General features: G+C 51.1%; 23 protein-coding genes. 21 read left to right on the top strand and 2 right to left on the bottom strand.

What is annotated here, in order from left to right; all coding sequences use genetic code 11:
• The first annotated feature begins 13 nt into the window (after positions 1–13).
• The 4 genes from BN6471_RS12930 to BN6471_RS10090 are packed head-to-tail and all read left to right on the top strand — an operon-like array spanning position 14 to position 4,229.
• Positions 14–988 carry an extracellular solute-binding protein gene (locus tag BN6471_RS12930; protein WP_066648513.1) on the top strand — a complete coding sequence of 325 codons (975 nt, stop codon included), beginning with the start codon at positions 14–16 and terminating at the stop codon, positions 986–988.
• On the top strand, positions 989–1,753 hold the full coding sequence (locus BN6471_RS12925; RefSeq protein ID WP_066648511.1) for an ABC transporter ATP-binding protein: 765 nt from the start codon (positions 989–991) through the stop codon (positions 1,751–1,753).
• Positions 1,750–3,339: an ABC transporter permease subunit gene (locus tag BN6471_RS10095; RefSeq protein ID WP_066648509.1), complete on the top strand. Its 1,590-nt coding sequence runs from the start codon at positions 1,750–1,752 to the stop codon at positions 3,337–3,339. The genes BN6471_RS12925 and BN6471_RS10095 overlap by 4 nt, the downstream gene beginning before the upstream one ends.
• On the top strand, positions 3,336–4,229 hold the full coding sequence (locus BN6471_RS10090; protein WP_066648506.1) for an NTP transferase domain-containing protein: 894 nt from the start codon (positions 3,336–3,338) through the stop codon (positions 4,227–4,229). Before BN6471_RS10095 ends, BN6471_RS10090 begins: the two co-directional genes overlap by 4 nt.
• On the opposite strand, the gene BN6471_RS10085 is transcribed toward BN6471_RS10090, so the two are convergent.
• Positions 4,214–5,104 carry a patatin-like phospholipase family protein gene (locus BN6471_RS10085; protein ID WP_066648503.1) on the bottom strand — a complete coding sequence of 297 codons (891 nt, stop codon included), beginning with the start codon at positions 5,102–5,104 and terminating at the stop codon, positions 4,214–4,216. The two genes, BN6471_RS10090 and BN6471_RS10085, sit on opposite strands and share 16 nt — an antisense overlap.
• 86 nt (positions 5,105–5,190) lie before the next feature.
• On the opposite strand from BN6471_RS10085, the gene BN6471_RS10080 reads away from it, so the two are divergent.
• From BN6471_RS10080 to BN6471_RS10060, 5 genes are all read left to right on the top strand, one after another.
• Positions 5,191–5,997 carry a glycerophosphodiester phosphodiesterase family protein gene (locus tag BN6471_RS10080; RefSeq protein WP_082903434.1) on the top strand — a complete coding sequence of 269 codons (807 nt, stop codon included), beginning with the start codon at positions 5,191–5,193 and terminating at the stop codon, positions 5,995–5,997.
• Between the two features lie 9 nt (positions 5,998–6,006).
• Positions 6,007–6,237 (top strand): hypothetical protein, encoded by a 231-nt coding sequence (locus BN6471_RS10075; RefSeq protein ID WP_066648500.1) that lies wholly within the window; start codon positions 6,007–6,009, stop codon positions 6,235–6,237.
• 136 nt (positions 6,238–6,373) lie between these two features.
• On the top strand, positions 6,374–8,086 hold the full coding sequence (locus tag BN6471_RS10070) for an ABC transporter ATP-binding protein (RefSeq protein ID WP_066648497.1): 1,713 nt from the start codon (positions 6,374–6,376) through the stop codon (positions 8,084–8,086).
• A gap of 15 nt (positions 8,087–8,101) precedes the next feature.
• Positions 8,102–9,913, top strand: coding sequence for an ABC transporter ATP-binding protein (locus BN6471_RS10065; protein ID WP_242861858.1), 1,812 nt, complete (start codon positions 8,102–8,104; stop codon positions 9,911–9,913).
• Positions 9,914–9,949: 36 nt separating this feature from the next.
• The gene (locus BN6471_RS10060; RefSeq protein ID WP_066648491.1) at positions 9,950–10,720 is read left to right on the top strand and encodes a MurR/RpiR family transcriptional regulator; all 771 of its coding nucleotides are present in this window, start codon (positions 9,950–9,952) and stop codon (positions 10,718–10,720) included.
• A gap of 45 nt (positions 10,721–10,765) precedes the next feature.
• Here the strand turns inward: BN6471_RS10060 and BN6471_RS10055 are convergent, their stop codons facing one another.
• Entirely contained in the window at positions 10,766–12,436 is a 1,671-nt protein-coding gene (locus BN6471_RS10055; protein WP_066648488.1) for a formate--tetrahydrofolate ligase, read from the bottom strand.
• Positions 12,437–12,538: 102 nt separating this feature from the next.
• Between BN6471_RS10055 and BN6471_RS10050 the strand changes: the two genes are divergently transcribed.
• The 12 genes from BN6471_RS10050 (at position 12,539) to BN6471_RS09995 (ending at position 25,087) form a co-directional block, all read left to right on the top strand.
• On the top strand, positions 12,539–13,141 hold the full coding sequence (locus tag BN6471_RS10050; RefSeq protein WP_147554015.1) for a hypothetical protein: 603 nt from the start codon (positions 12,539–12,541) through the stop codon (positions 13,139–13,141).
• A 91-nt stretch (positions 13,142–13,232) separates the two neighbouring features.
• Positions 13,233–13,709 carry a hypothetical protein gene (locus BN6471_RS10045; RefSeq protein WP_147554014.1) on the top strand — a complete coding sequence of 159 codons (477 nt, stop codon included), beginning with the start codon at positions 13,233–13,235 and terminating at the stop codon, positions 13,707–13,709.
• A gap of 61 nt (positions 13,710–13,770) precedes the next feature.
• Complete coding sequence (locus tag BN6471_RS10040; RefSeq protein ID WP_066648479.1) at positions 13,771–14,322, top strand: cupin domain-containing protein; 552 nt, start codon at positions 13,771–13,773, stop codon at positions 14,320–14,322.
• Positions 14,323–14,345: 23 nt separating this feature from the next.
• Positions 14,346–15,998: an AMP-binding protein gene (locus BN6471_RS10035; RefSeq protein ID WP_066650061.1), complete on the top strand. Its 1,653-nt coding sequence runs from the start codon at positions 14,346–14,348 to the stop codon at positions 15,996–15,998.
• Between the two features lie 65 nt (positions 15,999–16,063).
• Positions 16,064–16,963, top strand: coding sequence for a hypothetical protein (locus BN6471_RS10030; protein WP_066648476.1), 900 nt, complete (start codon positions 16,064–16,066; stop codon positions 16,961–16,963).
• 123 nt (positions 16,964–17,086) lie between these two features.
• On the top strand, positions 17,087–17,503 hold the full coding sequence (locus BN6471_RS10025; protein WP_066648473.1) for a secondary thiamine-phosphate synthase enzyme YjbQ: 417 nt from the start codon (positions 17,087–17,089) through the stop codon (positions 17,501–17,503).
• 7 nt (positions 17,504–17,510) lie between these two features.
• Positions 17,511–18,290: a lysophospholipid acyltransferase family protein gene (locus tag BN6471_RS10020; RefSeq protein ID WP_242861881.1), complete on the top strand. Its 780-nt coding sequence runs from the start codon at positions 17,511–17,513 to the stop codon at positions 18,288–18,290.
• Positions 18,287–19,159: a UTP--glucose-1-phosphate uridylyltransferase GalU gene (gene galU / locus BN6471_RS10015; protein WP_066648468.1), complete on the top strand. Its 873-nt coding sequence runs from the start codon at positions 18,287–18,289 to the stop codon at positions 19,157–19,159. Before BN6471_RS10020 ends, galU begins: the two co-directional genes overlap by 4 nt.
• The gene (locus tag BN6471_RS10010; RefSeq protein WP_066648465.1) at positions 19,156–20,394 is read left to right on the top strand and encodes an adenosylhomocysteinase; all 1,239 of its coding nucleotides are present in this window, start codon (positions 19,156–19,158) and stop codon (positions 20,392–20,394) included. The genes galU and BN6471_RS10010 overlap by 4 nt, the downstream gene beginning before the upstream one ends.
• A gap of 3 nt (positions 20,395–20,397) precedes the next feature.
• On the top strand, positions 20,398–21,684 hold the full coding sequence (locus tag BN6471_RS10005) for an amidohydrolase (RefSeq protein WP_066648463.1): 1,287 nt from the start codon (positions 20,398–20,400) through the stop codon (positions 21,682–21,684).
• A gap of 32 nt (positions 21,685–21,716) precedes the next feature.
• A complete protein-coding gene (locus tag BN6471_RS10000) occupies positions 21,717–23,531 on the top strand; it encodes a hypothetical protein (RefSeq protein WP_066648461.1) in 1,815 nt (604 codons plus the stop codon).
• A 59-nt stretch (positions 23,532–23,590) separates the two neighbouring features.
• Positions 23,591–25,087: a B12-binding domain-containing radical SAM protein gene (locus BN6471_RS09995; protein ID WP_066648458.1), complete on the top strand. Its 1,497-nt coding sequence runs from the start codon at positions 23,591–23,593 to the stop codon at positions 25,085–25,087.
• The last annotated feature ends 6 nt before the right edge of the window (positions 25,088–25,093 follow it).

Here is a 25,093-nt window from a genome sequence, read left to right as displayed (position 1 = left end):
TGGGGGGGTAGGGATGAAACGATTTCTGATAATTCTATTGGCTGTTTTATTATGCATTTCGTTTACCTCCTGTTCAGGTAAAGGAGAGAACACGGTCGTGATCTACTCCAGTGCGGAACAATACCGCAATGAATTTATTCTTTCACGCCTTAAAGAACAATTTCCACAATACGATATCATACTTGGCTATATGCCGACAGGCAACCAGGCCGCCCGCCTGTTGGTGGAAGGGGAGAAGTCTGAATGCGACATAGCCTACGACATGGAATATGGATATGTCGATAAATTAAAGGACGTTTTTGCAGATTTGTCGGATTATGATATGTCGCGTTTTGAACCGGATATGCTGGACGAGGATCACAAGGTTTTACCGGAATGCCGGAACGGCGGTTGTATTGCCGTCAATGTGGATATTTTAAAACAAAAGGGTTTACCGGAACCTAAAAACTATGGGGATTTATTGAAACCGGAATATCACGGCCTGGTATCCATGCCCAACCCGAAATCGTCCGGGACAGGATATATGTTTTTGAAAAGCCTGGTCAATGCGTGGGGAGAAGAACGGGCTTTTGATTACTTTGATCAATTATCCCAAAATATTTTGCAGTATACCTCCTCCGGCTCGGGGCCGGTCAACGCCCTGGTGCAGGGCGAAGCTGCGATCGGCCTTGCGATGACGAGCCAGGCTGTGAAGGAAATCAATAATGGAGCGCCGCTTAAAATCCTGTATTTTGAGGAAGGTTCTCCGTATTCCCGTTACGGCATAGGCATGGTAAAGGGAAAGGAAAACCGCCAGTGCGTACGGGATGTATTTGACTACCTCGATTCGACGTTGGTAGCCGAGGATAAAGAGCTGTTCTTTCCTGAAAAAATTTATAAGGATATTGATTTCGAGATGGAGAACTTCCCGAAAGATATTAAGTATGCGGATATGAGCAACGATACCAAGGCAGAAAAGGAACGTCTGCTGGAAAAGTGGGTACACTAGATGAATGAAAAACTTGTAGTTGAGAACCTTTCAAAGGTGTTTGGGACAAATGAGGTGCTGCACGGCATCGGTTTTACGGTGCGCGAAGGGGAATTTTTATCCGTGCTGGGGCCATCCGGCTGTGGCAAGACGACGCTTTTGCGCATGCTGATCGGCCTTGAGCAGCCCACGGACGGCAAGATATACAAGGACGGCAGGGATATCACGAACAGTGCGCCCTTTGAAAGGGGCATGGGTATCGTATTCCAGAACTATGCTTTGTTTGAAAACATGACCGTTCTCGGCAACGTAGAGTATGCGCTCAGGAAGAATCCGGCTTTTAAGGAAAAAGCCCGCGAAACGGCGGAACATTTGATTGAGCAGGTCGGGCTCGCGGAGCATAAAGAGAAGCGGCCGGGCAAACTTTCTGGCGGGCAGCAGCAGCGCGTGGCGATCGCGAGGACACTGGCCTTAAACCCTGACATCATCTTGTTTGACGAGCCAATGTCTGCGTTGGATGTGGATACGCGCCTTTCGCTGCGCGGCGAGCTGAAAAATATCCAGAAAAAATTTGGTTCGACGATGATCTATATCACGCACGACCAGGAAGAGGCGTTTGCGATGTCCGACCGGATCATGGTTTTAAACGAGGGCAAAGTGCAGCAGCTAGATACCCCCAGAGGCATCATCGACCATCCGGCCAACGACTATGTGGAACGCTTTGTAATCCACAATATCCAGTTGAAGATCGACTCACTGATCCAGTTTGCGAGGACAAAGGTATGAGCCTGCGGAAAAAGGGCCTGTCGGGCGTAAAATTACTGTTGGCTGTGTTCTTTATTGTCGCTGTACTGCTGCCGCTCATTTATATGCTCACGACAATGGCGGGGGAAGACGTCGGCGGGCTGGTCACCTCCGAAGGGTTCGCGACGGCGCTGGGACATTCCGTGTGGGTGTCGCTGACGTCTACCTTGATTTCCGTGGGACTGGCAGTCGTGCTTGCATGGTTCATCGAACGTTCCGCCATACGGTGTAAGGGCCTTTTTACGATATTGTTCACGCTGCCCATGCTTATCCCGTCCATATCGCACGGCATGGGGCTGGTCGTGCTTTTCGGTTCTAACGGCGTACTGACAAACCTGCTGCACATCGATGGCAATATATACGGTTTCTGGGGTATCGTGATCGGCTCGGTGATGTATTCGTTCCCGGTGGCTTTCCTGATGGTGTCGGACATGATGCGCTATGAAGACAGTACGCCTTACGAAGCGGCTTCCGTGCTCGGGATATCCAAGGTCAACCAATTCAGCGCGATTACGCTGCCATATATGCGCAAGCCAATGGTATCCGTTATTTTTGCGGTGTTTACGTTGGTCATTACAGACTATGGCGTACCGCTCACGGTAGGCGGCCAATTCACAACGTTGCCGGTGATGATGTACCAGGACGTCGTCGGGCTCCTGAATTTCGGCAAGGGAAGTGTGATCGGCCTTATTCTGCTTGTTCCGGCGTTTATCGCCTTCCTGATCGACCTGCTGGATAAAAACAAGGCGAGCCTTTCCTATGTGATCAAACCTTTCCGCATCCTGAAAAACAAAATAAGGGATGGGATCGCTTACCTTTCGTGCAGTATCGTCAGCCTGTGCATCCTGCTGCCCATCGCGGCCTTTGCGGTGCTGACCTTTGTAAAAAAGTACCCGATCGATATGTCGCTCACGCTTGATAATATCACCAAAACAATGGAGATCGGCGCAGACAGGTATTTGGCAAATTCGCTGATCATCGCGGCATGCGTTTCCGTGATCGGTGTTGCGATCGCCTATATCACGGCTTATATGACGGCGCGTGTCCCTTCCAAATCGTCGAAAATGCTCCACCTGGTCTCTATTATCACACTGGCGATCCCGGGACTGGTACTGGGCCTTTCCTATATGATATTTTTCAACGGCTCGTTTATCTATGGCACGCTCGCGATCTTGATACTGGTCAACATCATGCACTTTTTTGCTTCACCCTACCTGATGATGTACAATACGTTCGGCAAGCTGAACCAGAACCTGGAAGCGGTCGGGGCAACGCTGGGCGTTAGCCGGGGGCGCATCATCCGGGACGTGCTGATCCCGCAGTCAAAAGCGACGATCGCAGAGATGTTCGCATACTTTTTTGTCAATTCGATGATGACGATCTCCGCGGTGTCATTCCTCTCGACGTTTACCACGCAACCGTTGTCATTGATGATCACGCTTTTTGAGGCGCAGATGATGCTGGAGAGCACGGCGTTCGTTTCGCTGCTGATCTTGGGCGTCAACCTTGCGCTCAAGGGTGGGATCAACCTATATAAGAGAAATTTGAGGAAAAAGGAACTGGCATGAATTTAACGAGGAATCAATTCGATCTTTTGACTTGCTTGGAAAAGAACGGGGCGCTGACGCAGCGCGAACTTGCAAAGCAGCTGAATAAGGCGCTGGGAACCGTCAACAAAGGCATGGCGGAGCTTTTGCAGCTTGGCTTTTTAAAGGATGGCACGATCACGAAAAAGGGGCTGCAGGCCTTGGAGCCTTACCGGGTAAAAAGGGCTGTTTTTATCGCCGCGGGGTTTGGATCGCGCATGGTACCGATCACGCTCAACACCCCCAAACCGCTTGTGCGGGTACATGGCATGAGGCTCATCGATACGCTGCTGGATGCCGTCCTTGCGGCTGGCATCGAGGAAGTGTATGTGGTGCGCGGTTACCTGGCGGAGCAGTTCGACCAGCTCCTGTATAAATACCCGAATATCCGCTTTATTGAAAACCCGGTATACAACGAGGCCAATAATTTATCATCCGTTATGTATGCGCGCGGGCTGCTGGGAAACGCCTATGTGCTGGAAGCAGACCTGCTGCTTTACCATCCGCAGATCATTACCAAATACCAGTATTGCTCCAACTATTTGGGCGTGCCCGTCAAAGAAACGGACGACTGGTGTTTTTACAGTGCAAACCATAAATATATCACGAAAATGAGCGTCGGCGGTACGGACTGTTACCATATGTTCGGGATATCCTATTGGACGCAGGAAGATGGCGCGCGCCTTTCCGAATGTGTAAAAAACGTATACGAAAGCCCGGGCGGCAAAGAGCGCTACTGGGACCAGGTTCCGCTCGAATATCATTTAAAGGATTTCAACGTGGAGATCCGGGAATGCAGTTTTGACGATATTATAGAAATCGATACCTATAACGAGCTGAAAAAGCTCGACCCCACTTACGGCGAGGTTTGAGCTTTTGTAATGCTAACGTTTTCGCTGCCTGCAAGAAACGCAAGCAAGCGTTCTTTTTGCGCCATGGCGTCTTGATAACCGACCTGGTATTGTGCGGAAAGCTTTTGCGGATCCTTTTCCATCCGGCCGGCGATGATCGGCTGGGTAGGACGGATGATGAGTGCGTTGCCGTTTTTTTCTTCCCATTCGGCGAGGCGGATGCTTTCATTGTAGTACTGATAGCGGTTGACGACAGTATGGGCAAATGCACGATGGGCGGGGTAGCGTACATAGGCGTACCAGCCCATTTTACTTTTGTGGTGCCGGAACCCGGCGTTGCGCGTCAGGACGATCACGTTTTTCCGGTTGCCCCTGCTAAGGGAATAAGCGATCGGTACGGAATCGCTGGCGCCGCCGTCCATCAGCTTATGCCCGTCGACATGTACGATGGTGGAAGCCATGGGGATCGCCGCAGTCGCGCAGAGGTATTTCATATCGGCTTCGTCGTTTAAATCGTGCAGCTGCCGGTAAAAGGGCTTGCCGTCCGCGACATTGGTCGCCACGATCGTCAGTTTTTTACGTGAGTGTCGGAACGCGCCATAATCAAACGGGATGATATTGCGCGTTACTTCATAAAATACATATTTCATGCCAAAAAAAGAACCGGTGGTCAAAAAATTCCAGAGGCTCAAGTATTTACGATTGATGCAGGTATTGTAGATTTCAAGGTTCCTGCCGTACTGGCCCGAAACATAGGAGATCGCATTGGCCGCTCCTGCCGAAACGCCTATGATGTCCTCCATCTGTATGCCCATCGATAAGAAAGCATCCAAAACGCCCGCCGTGTAAGAGCCGCGCATGCCCCCGCCTTCCAAAATCAAACCTGTTTTTGCCATATGCCGCCTCCTTGCTCTGCCTATTATAACTTTTTTATCAAATAAAATCAAAACTGTGGTAGAATGGTTACAGGGGAGAGTGAAGAATGGGAGCATTGATTGGGATCGTGATTGCAGCAGCTGCCTTGTGCTGTATCTATTTTTTTATGACTTCTACGAAAGCGTCGGAAAATGCCGGCTGGATGAAGGAATACCGCTATGCGCACCGCGGGCTGCACAATGAGCGGATGCCGGAGAATTCGTTGGAAGCTTTTCAAAACGCTATCGACCACGGCTATGCGATCGAGCTTGACGTGCACCTGTCAAAAGACGGGCATGTCATGGTTTTCCATGACGATACGCTTGCGCGCGTCACGGGGGAAAGCGGAAAAATTGAGGATTATACGCTCGCGGAATTGAAGCGAATGCGGCTTGCGGGCACGCAATGTACGATACCGACGCTTCGGGAAGCGCTAGCGCTTGTGGATGGCCGTATGCCCCTCCTGATTGAGACAAAAAACACAGGCGGCGCCGGGCAGTTGGAGGTCAGCCTGTATCAGATCATGCGGGAATACCGCGGGAAGTATGCGCTGCAGTCCTTTTCGCCTTTTTCGATGCGCTGGTTTAAGAGCAATGCGCCGGAGGTTTTGCGCGGACAGCTTTCGGCAACATTTTCCTATGGGGCGGAGGAGATCCCAAAATGGAAGCGCTCGATGCTGAAGCATTTGTGTACGAATTTTGTTTGCCGTCCGCATTTCATCAGCTATGAAATGGAGGGATATTGCCTTCCTGTCGTACAGCGGATGCGCAAAAACGGCTTGCCGCTTTTGATTTGGACGGTTCGCTCGGAGGAAAACAAGGAACGCATCCTCAAAAATGCGGATGCCGTGATCTTCGAGAATTTTAACGCGTGAGGAAAAACGATGAAAGAAATGATGCAAAACAAACAAAACAGGGTGATTCCCATCTTATTGGTGGTCTGGGGCGCGCTTTCTTATTTGGTTTTAATCCCGCAGGTCTGGTGGCTGGGGCTTGCCTTCGCCGCGCTGGCGGTGATTTGGGGCGGCATTACGCTTAGGCGGTATCACATGTTTTCCGTGGTTGCCGTACTGCTGGGGATCGTAGCATGCCTCATTTATGTTTTTAGCAGGTAAGGATTATCATATTGGCATGGAAGGCGCCGGGATTGACGGTGCTTTTTCACATCAGGGGCTATTCTGAAAAAAGGGTGGCAAATACTATCCTTTTCAGATAAAATATGTATATCAAAAATAATGGGAGGGCGTTTCCTTGTTAAAGCTATATAAGGGCCTCGGTAAATATGCCGGCCAGCTTCTTTTGCTCGTGCTTTTGTTGTTGGGGCAGGTGTTTGCCCTTTTGATGCTGCCCAATATGATGTCCACTATCATCGATCAGGGGGTTATCGTAGGGGATATGGGCTATATCACCACGGCCGGCCTGATCATGCTGGGGATCTCTTTGGGAGGGTCTGCCTGTGCCATCGGCGTAGGCTATTTTGCATCCAAAGTCGGCGTAGGTTTTTGTACGGATGTGAGGAAAAAACTTTTCCATAAGGTCGGGGAATTCACAATGGCGGAATTCGACAAGGTCGGTACGGCGTCGCTTACGACCCGGACGACCAACGATATCATGCAGATACAGGATTTTACGATCATGCTGTTCCGCGTGATCATCCTGGCGCCCATCATGTGTATCGGCGGGGTCGCCATGTCCATGCAAAAGAACGCACAGCTTGCGTGGGTGATCATTGCCTGTATGCCGCTGATCGTGGTGTTCCTTGTGCTGGTTATGCGCAAAGCGTTCCCGATTTTTAAATCCGTGCAATCAAAGCTTGACCAGGTCAACCTTGTGATGCGCGAGAACATCACGGGTGTGCGCGTCATCCGCGCGTTTACCGCGGAAGGCAGGGAGGAAAAAAGGTTTGAGGAAGCCAACGAGGTCATGACGCAAACGTCCATCAAATCCCAGACGCTGCTTTCTACCCTGATGCCGATCTTGATGCTGATCGTCAATTTGGGGACGATCGCCGTCGTCTGGTTCGGCGGGCAGCAGATCGCGCAGGGTTCCCTTGCGGTAGGGGACTTGATGGCGTTTATCCAATACCTGGTACTGATCATGTATGCGCTCGTGATGATGTCCATGATTTTTGCCATGATGCCGCGTGCCAGCGTATGTGCAGACCGTATCAATGAAGTGATGGATATCGAGCCGGATATCGTGAACAGCAAGAATCCCCGGATGCCGCAGGAAAAGACGGGCGTCGTGGAATTCAAAAACGTTACCTTCAAATATGGCGATGCGGAAAAGCCGGCGATCGCCAATATATCCTTTTGCGCCCAGCCGGGGCAGACGACGGCGATCATCGGCGCGACGGGGAGCGGCAAGTCTTCCGTCATTATGCTGATCCCGCGCCTTTACGATACGACGGAGGGCGAAGTGCTGGTCGACGGCGTCAACGTGCGCGACTACGATGTGCATGAGCTGCGCAGGCGCATTGGCTATGTGCCGCAAAAAGCGGTGCTGTTCTCCGGTACGATCAAAGAAAACATTGCCTATGAAGATGAGGACATGCCGGAAGAGAAGTTGGAAAAGGCGGCGCGGATCGCGCAGGCGGATACTTTCATCGAGCAGAAGAAAAAAAAATACGACGACCCGATCGCCCAAGGCGGCTCCAACGTGTCCGGCGGCCAAAAGCAGCGCCTTGCCATTGCGCGCGCATTGGCAACGGACGCCAGTATTTATGTGTTCGACGACAGCTTTTCCGCGCTCGACTTCAAGACGGATGCAGCGCTTCGCAAAGCGATCAAGGAAAATACGCAAGGGGCCACGGTCATCATCGTGGCGCAGCGTATTAATACGATCATCGATGCGGACAACATCCTTGTGCTTGACAAGGGGCGGATCATCGGGCAGGGTACGCACGACGAACTGGTAAAGACATGCGGTGTCTATGCCGAGATCGCACGTACGCAGATGTCCTGAAGGGGGTGTTTTATTGTGAAAACGACGAATAAAAAGCAAGATGCTGCAAATAATAAGGCAAAAAATTTCGGCGGCACGGTAAAGCGCCTGCTCGGTTTTTTTGCACCGTATAAAAAACAATTGGTTGCCGTACTGGTTTTCGCCCTGTTGGGAACCTTGTTCCTGATCATTGGCCCCAAGGTGTTGGGCGAAGCGACCAATACGATCTTTGCCGGCGTGGCGAGCGCGGCAGAGGGCAATGAGGCGGGAGCGGGGATTGATTTTGTACGCCTATCCAAGATACTGGCTTCGCTTGTCGTCATCTATGGCCTTTCCGCGCTGTTCACATATATGCAGCAGCGCGTAACCGCACGGGTGGCGCAGCGTACGGTGTTTGACCTGCGCGAGGCGGTCGACCATAAGATCCAGCGCCTGCCGCTCAATTATTTCGATACGCATACGCATGGGGATATCCTGTCCCGTACGACGACGGATATCGAGCGGATCAGCGCGACGATCCAGCAGTCCATGACCCAGCTGATCACAGCGGTTTTCACGATCATCGGCATCATCGTCATGATGTTCTCCATCAGCTGGCAGATGACGCTGATCGCGTTGCTGGTTTTGCCTGCGGCCTTGTTCTTATCTTCAATGGTCGTCAGAAAATCGCAGAAATACTATATCGGACAGCAAAATAAGCTGGGCAGCGTCAACAGCTATGTGGAGGAGATGTATTCCGGCCATAACATCATCAAGCTGTACAATACGGAACAGCGCACGGAAAACGAGTTCGACGAGATGAACGATGCCCTTTACGAGGATGCGCGCCGTTCGCAGTTTGCTTCCAGTATCCTGATGCCCATCACGAACCTTGTGGGCAATGTCGGTTATGTAGGGATTTGCGTACTGGGCGGCATTATGACCTCAAACGGTACGCTTACCGTTGGTGCGATCCAGGCTTTCATCCAGTACATGCAGCAATTCACGCAGCCGATCGTGCAGACGTCGAATATCATCAACCTGCTGCAATCTACGGTTGCCGCCGCAGAGCGCGTATTTGAGCTGTTGGACGAGGAAGAACAAGAGCCGGAGAACAAAGAGCTGAAAACGCTTGAGGATATCAAGGGAGAGATCACCTTTGACCATGTGCGCTTTGGCTATACGCCGGACAGGATCCTTATTTCGGACATGAACGTGCATGTTTCCCCCGGGCATAAGGTGGCGATCGTAGGGCCGACGGGCGCGGGCAAAACGACGCTGGTTAACCTGCTGATGCGCTTTTATGAGCTCAACAGCGGCAGTATACAGGTGGACGGTATCGATATCCGCGATATCTCCCGTAAAAACCTGCGCCAGCAATTCGGCATGGTACTGCAGGAAACGTGGCTGTATTCCGGGACGATCCGTGATAATATCCGCTATGGGCGGCCGGAAGCAACGGACGAAGAGGTATATGAGGCCTGCCGCATGGCGAATGTGGATTCGTTTATCAGGACGCTGCCGGGCGGCTACGACATGGTCATTAACGAAGAAGGCAGCAATATCTCGCAGGGGCAAAAGCAGCTGCTGACAATCGCGCGTGCATTCTGTGCACGGCCGCAGGTGTTGATTTTGGACGAGGCGACGAGCTCGGTCGATACCCGGACGGAGAAGCTGATCCAGGACGCAATGGACAAGCTGACGCAGGGGCGTACGAGCTTCATGATCGCACACAGGCTTTCCACGATCAAGGATGCGGATATCATCCTCGTGATGAAGGACGGGGATATCATCGAGCAGGGGAGCCATGACGAGCTGATGGCGCAGAATGGATTTTATACGGGACTTTATAACAGCCAGTTTGCGTAACGCTTAAAAAGAAAAATGGAAGGGAGTGCTGAAGCGATGACGGAAGATTTTTACCAATTTACAAGTTCACGCCTTGACAGTCTCTCCAACACGGAGCGTCAGATTTTTAACTATGTCGTCAAAAACATGCACAAGGTCAAGAAAATGAGCATCCGTGAGTTGGCGACAGCCTGCTTTGTGTCGACTACCACCCTGTTCCGCTTTGTAAAAAAGCTCGGCTTCTCCGGATACGCGGAGTTTACGGCGATGATACAGCTGACGGAAATGTCCTCGCGTGAGATCACGATCCCCAATGTGATGCACAAGGAGAACTACCAGGAAGAATACCTGAAAAATGTGATCGAAGCCGTAAAGGTGATCAGCAACGACAAAATCGAAAAGTTCAACCGGATCATGGATCGTTATCCCAAGGTATATATTTTAGGGTGTGGGCTTTCCGAAGATGTGGCGCGCTACATCCGCCGTATCCTGATGGTGCTCGGCTACGACGTGGAAACGCCGGTGGAGGATTATGAGATCGCATCCATCGTCAAGCGCATCAAAAGGGAGGATGTGTTGCTGGTGCTTTCTTATTCGGGCAACAACAAAATCCTGGCGCGCTACATCGAGCAGATCGTAACGGTGGCGACGCCGACAATCATTTCCATCACGCGTGCGGACAACAATATCATCCAGAACATGAGCGATTTGAATTTTTATATCTTTGCGGACGACGTTTCGTATGACGACCTTGACATCACGTCGCGCTGCGGCATGATCGCGGTCATCGAAACACTGATGTACAAGCGGATCACCGAACAAAAATAAGCAATAAAAAAGCGCATGCCATATGTATGCGCTTTTTTGTATTCTTTAAAACAGCCCGAGCGTTTCGCCGTTTTCGTCGATATCGATGCTGATGGCCGCCGGCTGTTTGGGCAGGCCGGGCATACGCATGATGTTCCCGCACATGGCTACGATAAAGCCCGCGCCTGAATTGAGGCGAACGTCACGCACTTCGAGGCGGAAACATTCCGGCGCTCCCAGTTTGGAGGCATCGTCGGAAAAAGAATACTGTGTCTTTGCAATGCACACAGGGAGGTTGCCATAGCCCTGTTGCTCAAACATATGCAGTTTTTGTAAGGCCTTTCGTGTAAAATCAACGCCTTCGGCGCCATAGATCTTTGTCGCGATGCCGCGGATTTTTTCTTCAATGGACTGCGCATAGTCGTATGGATGGCTGGGAGAGGAATGTACGGGGATCGCCTCCTCGACCAATTGCGCCAGCTCGATCGCGCCTTCCCCGCCCTTGGCCCATACGTCGCACACCGATGCCGGAATGCCGAGATGGCCGGCGTGCTGCACGAGCGCCTCGATCTCCGCTTCCGTATCAGAGGTGAAACGGTTGATGGCGATCACTACCGGGAGCCCGTAGATATCCGTTAAATTGTGAACATGGCGGTCGAGGTTCACAAGGCCGCGCTTCAGGGCATCCACATTTTCTTCCGACACCAGATCCTTTTTGACGCCGCCGTGGTATTTCATTGCGCGCGCCGTGACGACAAGGACAACGGCGTCCGGCCAGATATCCGCATTGCGGCATTTGATGTCCAAAAATTTTTCCGCGCCAAGGTCTGCGCCGAAGCCCGCTTCCGTGACCGTGTAGTCTGAAAAGGCAAGGGCCATCCTGGTTGCAAGGATACTGTTGCAGCCGTGGGCAATGTTGGCAAAGGGGCCGCCGTGCATAAAGACGGGGGTATGCTCGAGCGTTTGTACCAGGTTCGGCTTGAGCGCTTCCTTTAAAACAACAGCCATGGCGCCGCCCGCCTTCAGGTCTTTGGCAAAAACGGCCTCGCCGTCCAGGTTGTAGCCGATGGTGATATTGCCCAGGCGTTTTTTCAGGTCGGCCAGGTCGGTCGCCATACATAAAATGGCCATGACCTCTGAAGCCGCGGTGATATTGAATCCATCTTCACGCGGTACGCCGTCGCTGCGCTGCCCGAGCCCGCATACGATGTTGCGCAGGGCGCGGTCGTTCATGTCCATACAGCGTTTGAACACGATATTATTGACGTCGAGACGCAGCTCGTTCCCATGGTAAATGTGGTTATCGATCATGGCGCACAACAGGTTGTTTGCAGTCGTCACGGCAGAGATATCGCCTGTGAAATGCAGGTTGATATCCTCCATGGGGATCGCCTGTGCATATCCGCCGCCCGTCGCGCCGCCCTTGATGCCGAAGATCGGCCCTAAGGAAGGCTCGCGCAGGGCAAGGCAAGCTTTTTTCCCATTTCTGGAAAGACCGTCGGCAAGACCGATGGATACGGTCGTTTTGCCTTCGCCGGCAGGGGTAGGGCTGATCGCGGTGACCAGGATAAGTTTGCCGGATGGAGCTTCCTGCATTTTTTCAAGCGCTTCCAGGGAAACTTTGGCAATGCTTTTTCCGTAGTGGATCAGGTATTCTTCGTCAATGCCCAGCGTCTCCGCTATGCGGTCGATTGGCTCGGCGGTAATGGAATTTGCTATTTTTAAGTCGTTGTTCATCGTGTTTTCTCCTCAAATCATATGCGAAATTGCAGCAAGTATTTCTATTTTGATATATATATGGGAGTTTGTCAACCAACGGGGATGTGCTATAATAACCTTATGAAAAGAGAACTTGATTTTGTAAACATAGACGGAAAGTATTACGGCGGAGATCAAAACTGGCATACGCATCCGATGATGAAGCTGGGCGGATGCTCGGCCGTATGTGCATGTGAAGCCTGCATTTACCTGGCCAAAGAATTCCCGCAATTCAAAAAGCTGTATCCTTACGACACGGAGTGTGTGACAAAGGAAGATTTCCTGCGCTTTTTTGAAACGATGTTCCAGTATATCCATCCGGGAATCGGCGGGCTTACGAGCATTGATAAATTTGAAAAAATGTTCATGAAATATATTGCGACGACCGGGGTGGATGTTACGCTGAAGAAGCTGCCGGGATGCGAGGCCCCCCTTGCGGCGCGTCGGTTTGTAAAGCAATCCATAGATGGCGGCCTGCCGGTCATGTACCTGATGCTCAAGCACGCCGACCCGGGCTTCGACGAATACGAATGGCATTGGTTCAACCTCACGGGATATGAGGAAAAAGGGGAAGATATGGAAGTTACCTTTGCGACGTGGGGCCAAAAGCATGTCTTTGATTTTGACAGGGCATGGGATACGAAAAAGTGCTGGCGGGGCGGTATGCTGAGCATAGAAATATAGTGTCTGTTTTCAATGAAAAAACTTTACATCCGGCAGCGTTTTTACTATACTATTATAAGGTGTTTTTGCGAAAGGGGCAAACAGGGCAAATATGAAGAAAAAACTTATACTATTATTGGCGGTTACCATGGTGGCTGCATTCATCTTTAGCGGCTGCAACGGCGCGCAGGAAATCAAGCGCCCGGAGCCGGACGGAACGACAACAGAGGCGACGGGTTCCTGCCAGGCCGTGCTGAATGGGGATACATTGACGGTCTCAGGGGAAACAAACCTGATGGACGGTACCAACGGTATTATTTCCGTTCTGAATGCAAACGGCATTACGCTTGAGCAGCAAAAGATCACCAAAAACGGCGATAACCTGACATGGGATTTCAAAGTCGTGGACGAATGGCCGGAAGTGGTATATGGTTTTATCACGTTCGATACGCAGAAAGCGGACGGACAGCCGGATGAAGTCAAAAAGGCATACGGCAATAAATTCCAGAACCTGACAGGGAAGCATACGATTTGGGATCAGAAAGGCGTCATCGCGGTATTCCAAAGTGAAGAAGTCAAAGTAAAGTAGAATAGACCCGGGGCTCTGTGCGGCAGCATGGAGCTTTTCTGTGTGGAAAGTTGGTGTAAGGATGGATCAGATCAAGGAAATTGCGCAGAGATTGCGTGCACTTCGTGAAATCGAGGAGATCACGCCTTTAGAAATGGCGGAACTTACCGGAAAGACGGAAGAAGAATATCTGGAATATGAAGCGGGAAACAGGGACTTTCCGTTCAGCTTCCTGTATACGGCCGCAAACCGGCTGGGGATCGACATCACCGAGCTTTTGACGGGTGAAAATGCGAAGCTGAAGACGTATTCGCTGGTCAGGAAAGGCGAGGGCCTGAAAATGGAGCGGCGCAAAGCGTATAAATACCAGCATCTGGCATATATTTTCAAAAACCGGCATATGGAACCGTTCCTGGTAACGGTGGAACCCAAGGATACGGATGCCGTTCAGAAAAATACGCACGAAGGACAGGAACTCAATTATGTTGTGGAAGGAAGTATGACGCTTTTCATACAGGATTCGGCAGTCCTGCTCCATGAAGGCGACGTCGTTTATTTTGATGCTTCCACGCCGCACGCGATGCGTGCGGAAAATGGGCAGCCCTGTAAGTTTTTAGCGATCATTTCCAAGTGAGGACAGGTATAAGACGCATGAGGATATTTGAGAAATACAGTACGACAGGATTTTCAAGCTACGAAGATTTTGCGCAAAGGTTCAAAACGATCGTGCCGGAGGATTTCAACTTCGCTTTCGATGTTTTGGACGTATTGGCAAAAGAACAGCCTGATAAGCGGGCGCTTTTGTGGACAAACGACGCAGGGGAAGAACGCATATTCACGTTTGCCGATATGAGCAGGCTTTCCAGCCAGGCGGCTAATTTCCTGAAAGCGGAAGGAATCAAAAAAGGCGACAAGGTCATGCTGATCTTAAAGCGCCATTATGAATTTTGGATCGCGATCATGGCGCTGCACAAGCTGGGGGCGATCGCCATCCCGGCGACGCACCTGTTGACCAAAAAGGATATCGTATACCGCAACAACGCTGCCGGCGTCAAGATGATCATCAGCACAAAGGACGGCGAATTAAAAGAACATGTGGAAGATGCGGTTGCGGATTCGCCCACGCTGGAAAAGAAAGTGATCGTCGGCGAGCAACGCGACGGATGGCTGGAGTTCTGGACGGAAATGGAAAAGTACGGCGATGTTTTCGAGCGCCCGCAGGGAGAGGAAGCAACGCATAACGACGATATCATGCTTTTATACTTTACATCCGGGACAACGGGTATGCCTAAGATGGTCGCGCACAATTTTGTGTACCCCCTGGGGCATATCGTGACGGCTGTATATTGGCACAATGCCGACCCTGACGGTATGCACCTGACGGTTGCGGAAACCGGCTGGGCCAAAAGCGCATGGGGTAAGCTCTATGGGCAATGGCTGGCGGAAACCTGTATTTTCGTATATGATATGGACAAGTTCGTGCCCGACAGGCTGCTCAAGAAAATCGAGCAGTACAAGATCACGACGTTTTGTGCGCCGCCGACGATCTACCGGTATTTCATCAAGGAAGACCTTACAAAATACGATCTTTCGTCGTTGAAATATGCAACGATCGCCGGGGAACCGCTGAACCCGGAGGTATATTACCAGTTTTTGGAAGCGACAGGGCTCAAGCTGATGGAAATTTACGGCCAGACAGAGCTCACCGTTACGATCGGCAACTTTATCTGGATGGAACCGCGTCCGGGCTCTATGGGGAAACCGAATGCGATGTACGATATTGATATCATCAATGAAAAAGGGGAGTCTTGCTCTCCCGGCGAAACAGGGGAAATCGTCGTACGTACGGATAAGAAAATCCCGACGGGGATGTTCCTTGGATATTACAAAGACGACGAACTCACGCGGAAAGTTTGGAACAATGGGCTTTACCGTACGGGAGACGTTGCATGGAAGGATGAAGAGGGGTACTTCTGGTATGTCGGACGTGCAGACGACGTCATCAAGTCTTCCGGGTACCGCATTGGGCCGTTTGAAGTGGAAAGCGCGCTGATGGAGCATCCGGCGGTATTGGAAACGGCGATCACCGGCGTGCCGCATCCGGAACGCGGACAGATCGTAAAAGCAACGATCGTCCTTGCGGAGGGCTATGAGCCGAGCGACGCGCTGAAAAAAGAGTTGCAGGATCATGTTAAAAAGTCGACCGCACCGTACAAATACCCGCGCGAGATCGAATTCGTAACGGAATTGCCTAAGACTATCAGCGGGAAGATCAGGCGTGTGGAGCTGCGGGAAAAAGACAGTAAATAGTTTTTAAGCAATGGGAAGTATCACATCATTACATATGCTTTTATAAAGAAAGGAAGGTATCTTCAATGGAAGAAACAGTAAAAAAAGAGCAATTGTCGAAGAAACGGGCAAACTGGGGAGTGATAATCGTTTCGATCCTGTTGGTCTTGGTCGCAGTAGGGTTTTTTGTATCATTTTTTGGGTTCATGTCAACATACGCCGCAACAGCGGGCGCAACTTTGTCTTTGGAGATTTATCTGAATAATGTATATATCGTCGGCGGCTTCGCATTGATAGCGATGGTATTATTTATTCTCTCTATCTTTGTGGCCAGGGAAAAAAGGGAAGTTTTTTCGAAGGTGTTCATGTGGGGCGTGCTGATTTTAAGTACGATGTATTCAACGACATTTTTTTCAAGCTGGGCGCAAGCTGCGACGAATATCAACTTCTATGCAACTTATATCCCTTGGATCGTGCTTACAGTCGCAGCGGTCACAATGGTTGCTGGCTGGGACAGTAGCGACAAAAAAAGAATCAATGCGATTCAGTGGGCATGCTTGGCAGCATCGGTGGTCATGTCTGTTATTTTCTTTGTTATCATGCTCACGTCGTTGATGTCTACTGAAGCCTTGGCAATCTATAATTTGGTCGTGGCACTGTCTATTAATGCAGCGCTCAACCTTTTTATCCTTTTGCTCGCGTTGATCACGCGCAGTAAGCGGACGTTTGACAAGGTGATTTTTGCCATGAGCGACGAGGAAGCGGATATCGTAGAGCGCATTGAAGCGCGCGTGGACGAGATCGCGGACGAAGTAGAAGAAATGGCTGCAGAAGGCGAAGCGTTTGTGGAAGCGAAAGCAGCTGCGGAGATCATGGAAGAAGAAGCGGCACAGGCGGAAGAAAAAGCAGCGGAAGAAGAAGTGGTCATCGAAACGGAGGTCGTAGCCGAAGAGACGGTGGAAGACAAGCCGGAAGAAGAGAAATAAGAAGGTAAAAGCAAGGAAATAAAACACCCGCAGGTTATCTTGCGGGTGTTTTGGCTTGTGAATAGACAGAAATTTATGATATAATATAATATCTATTGTTACGAAGAAGAGGATGCTGTTGCGATGAAAAGTTATCGGAAGATTCTAGAGCTCAATATACCAAACAGAAGGCAATTTATAAACATTACGCCGCATGTAAAAGAAGCGCTTGCAAAAAGCGGGATCAAAGAAGGCTTGTGCCTTGTCAACGCCATGCATATTACGGCGAGCGTGTTTATCAACGATGATGAAAGCGGACTGCATGCAGATTTTGAAAAGTGGCTGGAAGGGCTGGCGCCGGAAAAGCCGTACAGCCAGTATGCGCATAACGGCTATGAGGACAATGCGGACGCGCACCTGAAGCGCTCGATTATGGGGCGCGAGGTCGTTGTTGCGGTCACGGACGGAAGGCTGGACTTTGGGCCATGGGAACAGATATTTTATGGCGAGTTTGACGGAAAAAGAAACAAAAAGATTATGATCAAGATTATTGGGGAATAATGTGGAAATGACTGAAGAGGGCCGGAAAACAGAAGCGGAAGAAGCCGCAGGGGAACAACCGCAGCGCAGAAAAGGTACTGCCGAAAGGATGTGGGCTCCGATCAAGCTGCATCTTGACGAAGATTACCAGTATATGACGAAAAATGTTTTTTTGCGCTTTTTATACTATTTTGCCATGTTTGTGGGAATGCCTTTTGCCTATCTGTTTTTTAAGATACGCTGGGGGTTCCATGTGATCGGAAAAGAAAATGCCAAGCTGGTGAGGAAGACCTCGGCCATCACGGTGGCAAATCACGTGCACAATATGGATTCGCCGATGCTTACGTATGTCTTTTATCCCAGCGCGCCTTATTTTGTGGCATTGAAGCATAACTTTGAGGCCTTTATTATCGGAGGGCTGGTACGCGTGTTGCGTGGGGTTCCACTGCCGTCTGACCTCAAGAACTTCGAGCGCTTTTTCGAACAGATGAACGATACGCTTCAAAACACAACGCGCAAGGTACACATTTATCCGGAAGCGGAGATATCGCCGTATTGCAAGGGACTGCGGAAATTCAAAAACGGTGCGTTCCATTTTGCGGTAAAAAACGATGTGCCGGTACTGCCGCTGACCTTTGTTTTTCCCAAGAAGAATAAAATTAACCTGATTGTCGGCAAGCCGGTCTATTTAAAAGACGTGCCGGGAACGGAGGGCTTAAAAGAGCCTAAACAAACGGTTCTTATGTGCCGCTATGTAAAAGAACAGATGCAAAAAATGATAGATGACTATTATGGAGGACTGAAATGAAAATCAGAAAAGCAGTGATCCCGGCGGCGGGCCTTGGAACCCGCTTTTTACCCGCGACAAAGGCGCAGCCGAAAGAGATGCTGCCTATCGTCGATAAGCCGACGATCCAATACATCGTGGAAGAAGCGGTTGCCAGCGGGATCGAAAGCATTGTCATTATCACTGGCCGGAGCAAACGTGCGATCGAAGATCATTTTGATAAATCGATCGAACTGGAGCTGGAACTCAATAAAAAGGGAAAATGCGACTTGCTGCAGCTTGTAGATGATATCGCAAACCTCGTCCATGTGATGTATGTGCGGCAAAAAGAACCGCTGGGTCTCGGCCACGCGATTGGTACGGCGCGCGACTTTATCGGCGATGAGCCGTTCGGCGTGATCCTGGGCGACGATATTGTCAAAAGCAATCAGCCGGCGCTTAAGCAGCTGATCGATGCCTATGAAGAATGTGGTTCCACCGTGATCGGCGTACAGAAGGTGGCGGCAAAGGATACGGATAAATACGGTATCATCGCTACAAAGGATATGGATGGGCGGCTGCACAAGGTGGAACAGTTGGTCGAAAAGCCGTCAAGCGAAGAAGCGCCGTCTGACCTGGGGATCATGGGAAGGTATGTCATCACGCCCGAGATATTCCATGCGATCGATAACACGCAGCCCGGAAAAGGCGGCGAGATACAGCTTACGGACGCGCTGCAGAACTTGCTTGCAAAGGAGCCGATCTATGCCTATGAATTCGAGGGAAAACGCTATGACGTAGGCGACAGGCTGGGATTTTTGAAAGCGACGTGCGAGTTCGCGCTGGATCGTGACGATTTAAAACAAGATTTTGGGGCTTACCTGAAAGAGCTAATGGAGGAAATGAAATGAGCGACATTGCAAATATTGCCTTAGCACCATCCGGAAAACAGAAAATTGAATGGGTCAAGCGCTATATGCCTGTTCTTCGGAGCTTTGAAGAAGAAGTGGCGCCGCAAAAGCCGTTTGCCGGCTATAAGATGTGCGTCTGCTGCCATCTGGAGGCGAAGACCGCCTACCTGATCCAGGTGATCCAGGCGTGCGGCGCACAGGTTGCCGCGTGCGCTTCCAACCCGCTTTCCACACAGGACGACGTGGTGGCGGCGCTTGTATCCGGCGGGGCGGACGTTTATGCGATCCACGGTGAAACACCGGAGGTATACGAAGGGCATATCAGGAGCGCATTGCTGACGAAGCCCAACCTGATCGTTGACGACGGCGGAGATGTGATCACCATGCTGCACGAGCAGCTGCCTGAGCTGATCGAACATGTCATTGGCGCCAGCGAAGAAACGACGACAGGCGTACTGCGCCTGAAGGCGATGGAAAAGGCGGGCGCACTGAGAATCCCGGTGATTCCGGTAAACGATGCGCAATGCAAATATATGTTTGATAACCGCTATGGCACGGGACAGTCCGTGTGGGACGGCATCATGCGTACGACCAACCTGATCGTTGCGGGCAAGCGTGTGGTTGTCGCGGGATATGGCTGGTGCGGAAAAGGTGTCGCCAAACGTGCGGCTGCCCTTGGTGCGCGCGTCATCGTGACGGAGGTCGACCACATCAAAGCAACGGAAGCCTTGATGGACGGTTTTGACGTGATGACAATGGACGATGCGGCGCCGTTAGGAGACATTTTTGTTACGGTTACGGGCTGCGACGATGTGGTCGTGGCACGCCATTTTGACAAAATGAAAGACGGCGTGATTCTTGCCAATGCAGGACATTTTGACTGTGAAGTCAATGTAGGGCAGCTTCGCGAGATGAGTGATAAAGTAGTTGAGATGCGCCACAATGTGGAAGGCTATGTGCAAAAGGACGGCAGGATATTGAATGTGATCGCCGGCGGACGGTTGGTGAACCTCGCATCCGGCGACGGACACCCGGCGGAGATCATGGACATGAGCTTTGCCCTCCAGTTTTTAGCGCAGAAATATATTCTGGAAAACCATAAATCCATGAAGCCGGGATTGATGAACCTGCCGAAGGATATCGACTACAGTGTGGCAATCCGTAAACTCAAAGCAATGGGCGGCGCTGTGGATGTTCTTACGCCTGCGCAGCGCAAATATTTATATGGGGAATAAACAATGAAAATCAGGATAGAAAATGCGACGGTCATCACCAACAACGAGAATAAGGACGTGCTGCGGCATGCGGAAATACAAGTCGACGGGGAGCGGATCGTGTATGCAGGAGCGGCAGACCATGCGCCTGCCACGGAAGCGGATCGCGTGATCGACGCACAAGGAAACCTCGTGATGCCCGGTTTTTTTAATACGCACACGCATGTACCGATGAATATGTTTCGCTCGTATGCCGACGACCTGGACTTAATGACATGGCTCAATACGCGGATCTTCCCTGCGGAGGATCGCTTGACTGATGAGATCGCCTATTGGGCGAGTATGGCTGCGATGTGCGAAATGGCCGCGGCAGGTATCGTTGGGTTCAATGAGATGTATTTCTTTATGGGTTCTGTTGCAAAAGCGGCACAGGAAAGCGGTTTGCGCGCCGTGCTTTCGCGCGCGGTTGTAACGCCTGCAGAGAACGTCGCGCAGCGTACTTTTCGGGAGGGCGTGGAGCTGTTTGAAAAGTATAATAACACAGGCAGGCTGAAAGTATATCTTTCGCCGCATGCACAGTATACGGTCAACAACGAGATGCTCGAAAAGATCGCTAAGGAGGCCGCGCGGCTTCAAACGGGGATCCATATGCATATTTCGGAAACGAAGGGCGAGCATGAAAATTGCCTCAAGGACCATGGCATGACGCCCATTGAACTGAGCGAAAAGCTGGGGCTTTTAGATGTTCCGTTCCTCGCGGCCCACTGCGTGTGGATCAGCGAACACGATATGGAGCTTATGGCGCAGCACGGATCGTATGTGTTAAGCTGTCCGAGGAGCAATTTAAAGCTCGCAAGCGGTATCGCCCCATTAAGCCGTATGCTGGAGCGGGGCGTACGCGTTTCGCTTGGGACAGACAGCGTTGCTTCCAACAACAAGCTTTCCATTATGGAAGAAATGACATATGCGACACTCTTGCAAAAGGGAACGACATACGATCCCAAAGTGATGCCGGCCGCGCAGTCAATCGACCTTGCCACGCGCCAGGGAGCGCGGGCAATGGGCTTTGAGAGCGGCGTAGTCGAAGCGGGCAAAAATGCGGACATCATTATGCTCGACACAAGCGGTATCCGCTATACCCCCGATTATGATATCGTCTCAAACGTCGTGTACAGCGCGGACGATACGGATGTTTGTATGACAATGGTCGGGGGGGACATCGTCTACGAAAATGGACGCTTCAGCTTTGCGGATGTCGAGGAGATCAAGGCAAAGTTGCATGAATACTCTGCGGTCATGAAAGCGATTTAAAAATACGGAATAAGAGTAAAATGAGGAGAAATATGTTCAAAAAACGTTTGCTAATGATCATTTGCCTGGTATGTACCGCTGCCTTGCTGCTCGCTGCATGTGCTGTTTCGCCGGATACACCCTCGGCGGAAGCTACCACCGGTGCACGGGTGGTTAACGGAACCGTGGAGGGGGGAGACGCGTCTTTGGGGAATGATGTCAACCTCAAGGATATCAATATCGAAAAGCAAGGCGACAACACGGTGATCACGATGTCGTTTTTGAACGGTTCACGTACGGCGGGGGTCGATGAATCCAAACTTTCGTCAGTGCCCCGGTATGCGCTTACGGTGCTTCCGTCGCCAGTCAGGCTGCAGGTAGACCTCAATATCGGATTTTGGGACTATTCCAACAAGAGCGAGTGGTTTACGGACAGTGTGATCTATGGTATGTTCAATACGGTTCATTCGGACAGCAACAACGTATCGGTATACTTCCAGATGAACGAGGAAGTGGCGGCGACAGTATCAGAAGATGCCGACAGGCTGGTCATTACGCTCACACCGGAAAAGACAAGTACGGAAAATGCTTATTTCGTAGGCCTGAATGCCTATGAGGAATATGAACAGAACCTGATCACTCCGGGCCTCGGTTTCACGCCGACGATGTGTGAGGGATTGTCGGATATCATATTGGTATCCTCGCCGAAGCGGGATGAAGCGTCGGCCAATAAGCTGGCGGAGGAAACAAACTTAAAAATCGCAAGCGTCGCCCCTGCCAAAAAGGCGTACGTCTTTGAGATGAGTATGGATGCTTTGCCTGTCTACAATAAAGAGGTGGATGCGCAGGGCATACAGCAGGATCCGGTGATGATGGTTGCCGGCGCGCCCATTACGCTTCCGGTTCTGGTGGAAAACGGAAGGTATTTGTGCCAGATGCCGGAGGGAAGCATTTTATACGCGCGCTCGTATGTGCCGAACGCCAACGAGGATACGGAGCAGGTGCTGAAGGAAAAGTTGTGGCGGATTGAGACGAACGGAAAGAAAACACAACTTGAGCTGCCGGATTTCTACGGCATAGAAAAAGCGGAGCCCTCGGCGGATGGCAGGTACGTTGCGATCCTTGATTCCGGGATCGAGAACAAGGTACTGTATGTGTTTGATACACAGGAGAATGTATTGCATAACCTGGGTGAGGAAGGGTTTGGCGATGCAACGACCTCTTTCGTATGGGATGCGGAGCAGCCTGTCATCTATGCCATGAAGGGCCTGGGAACGTTGCAATTGATGAAGTACGATTTTTCTGTTGACGATGCCGACCGGGTACAGGCGGTCGAGGAGAAGAAAGGCGCGGAATCCAAAATCGCGCTGCGCAACGGAAAGATCTATTTTGCGGATAAAACGGAAAACAACGGACTGGGCATGCTATATTCGCTGGATCTTAAAACCCGGGAACGTGCGGAAGTCACGGCAGGGATCGATTTTGCGGTTTCGCAGGATGGGGCCAACCTTGCTGTGCTGGTGCCTGTGCAAGGACAGGAAGAAGATATCAGTTATAATGTGCAGATGCTGAATACGGGAACGGCGGCAGCCACGGACGTGATCAGTGATGTCCTCATCAACAGCATGGCGTTTGGCGCGGATAACGATACGCTTTACTTTACGACGCCGACCTATGACGGGACAACGGAGCAATATCCGTTCGCGGTGGTCAAATACTCCGTATCCAAGGGCGAGCTGGCGCTGGTCGGCTATTCCAAGACGTCCGAAATCGTTCCGGGCACTAAGACCGGTGAGCTTTATGTGGTGGACTATTTCAACCAGGGAGATAATAGCTTTTACATCACTTATCTTTATGAGGACAAATAGGGAGCAGGGAATCGGGGGCCGCAACGCGTTTGCGGTCTCTTTTTATAAGGAAGAATAATATGAAAACGATTTTGACGGCAATCAACGCAAGCTATGTGCATACCAATCCGGGGATCCGCTCCCTTGCCGCTTCCGTCAACTATGCGGATACGAAATTCTGCGAATACAACATCAACCAGCCATTGGCGGATATCCTACAAGACCTCTTAAAGCAAAAGGCGGGGTGTGTTTGCTTTTCCTGTTATATATGGAACATCAACATCGTATTGCGCATTGCGGAGGATTTGAAACGGATAGAACCCAGGTGCGTGATCATACTTGGCGGGCCGGAGGTTTCATTTGCCGCGCGCGAGGTGATGCATGGCGCGTCCTTTATCGATTATGTCCTGTGCGGCGAGGGGGAGGAACTTCTTCCGCGCCTGCTGGAGCTGATCTCTGCAGGCGGCATGGTCGGCGGGCTCAAAGGTATCCTTTATCGAAAAGATGGCAAAATCTGCGGCGATGATACTTATGCGGTTGTCGCGGATATCGAAAAGCTGCCGCCGCCGTTTGCAGGCGAGCAGGATCGGTATGACGAAAACCGTATCTATTATTATGAATCGTCGCGGGGATGCCCCTTTTCCTGCGCTTACTGCCTTTCCGGTGTGACGCCCGGCGGCGTAAGGGAAAAATCCGTTTCCAAGGTCAGGGAAGAGATCGGCCTGTTTGTAAAGCGCGGCGCCCGGCTTGTGAAGTTTACAGACCGGACGTTCAATGCGAACCGCGAACGCGCTATGGCAATCTGGCGTTATGTAATCGAGGATACGGGAAACACCTGCTTTCATTTTGAAGTAGGTCTCGACCTTTTGGATGATGAGGCGCTTGCCCTGCTGCTTAGGGCGCCGAAAGGCAAGATACAGCTGGAGGCGGGCGTGCAGTCTTTAAACAAGGACACGCTTTGCGCGGTGATCCGCAAAACAGATATCAAGCGACTGAAAAACAACGCGCGTTCCGTTATGCTGGGCGGAAATATCCATTTGCACCTCGACTTGATCGCAGGGCTTCCATGCGAAGATATGCAGAGTTTTGAACGTTCGTTCAACGAGGTATATACGCTCTATCCCGATGCGCTCCAACTTGGCTTTTTGAAGCTGCTCAAAGGAACGAGCCTGCGGAAAAGGGCGGGGGAGTATGGCATCGCCGCCCGCAGCTATCCGCCGTATGAAGTATTGAAAACCGCAGATATGCAGGCGGAAGAGTTGCTGCTTTTGCGCGGGATCGCAGGGCTTGTAGATCGATACTACAATACCGGCAGGATGCGGCGCGCGTTTGATTTTGTGACAAAACAAGTGATGCAGCCGTTCACATGGTATTTTGAGCTCTACCGGTATGCTGAACAAAACGGCTGCGCGACACGGCCGGTAAGTGCCCGCAGCCAGTTTGAGCTGGTGATCTCCTTTGCGGAGGAAAGCTTAAGCAAAGGGCAGCTCCAGTCCTTTCTTAAGGCGCTTAAAGATGATTACCAAGCGGCAAAAGTCAAGGGGACGCCGCCGCTAAAATTTCTTGAAATTCATTAAATAATT

The sequence above is a fragment of the Christensenella timonensis genome (genome assembly GCF_900087015.1).
GTDB lineage: Bacteria > Bacillota > Clostridia > Christensenellales > Christensenellaceae > Christensenella > Christensenella timonensis.
The sequence above is the reverse complement of the archived record's forward strand: the minus strand, read 5'-3'. Positions and strand labels throughout refer to the sequence as shown.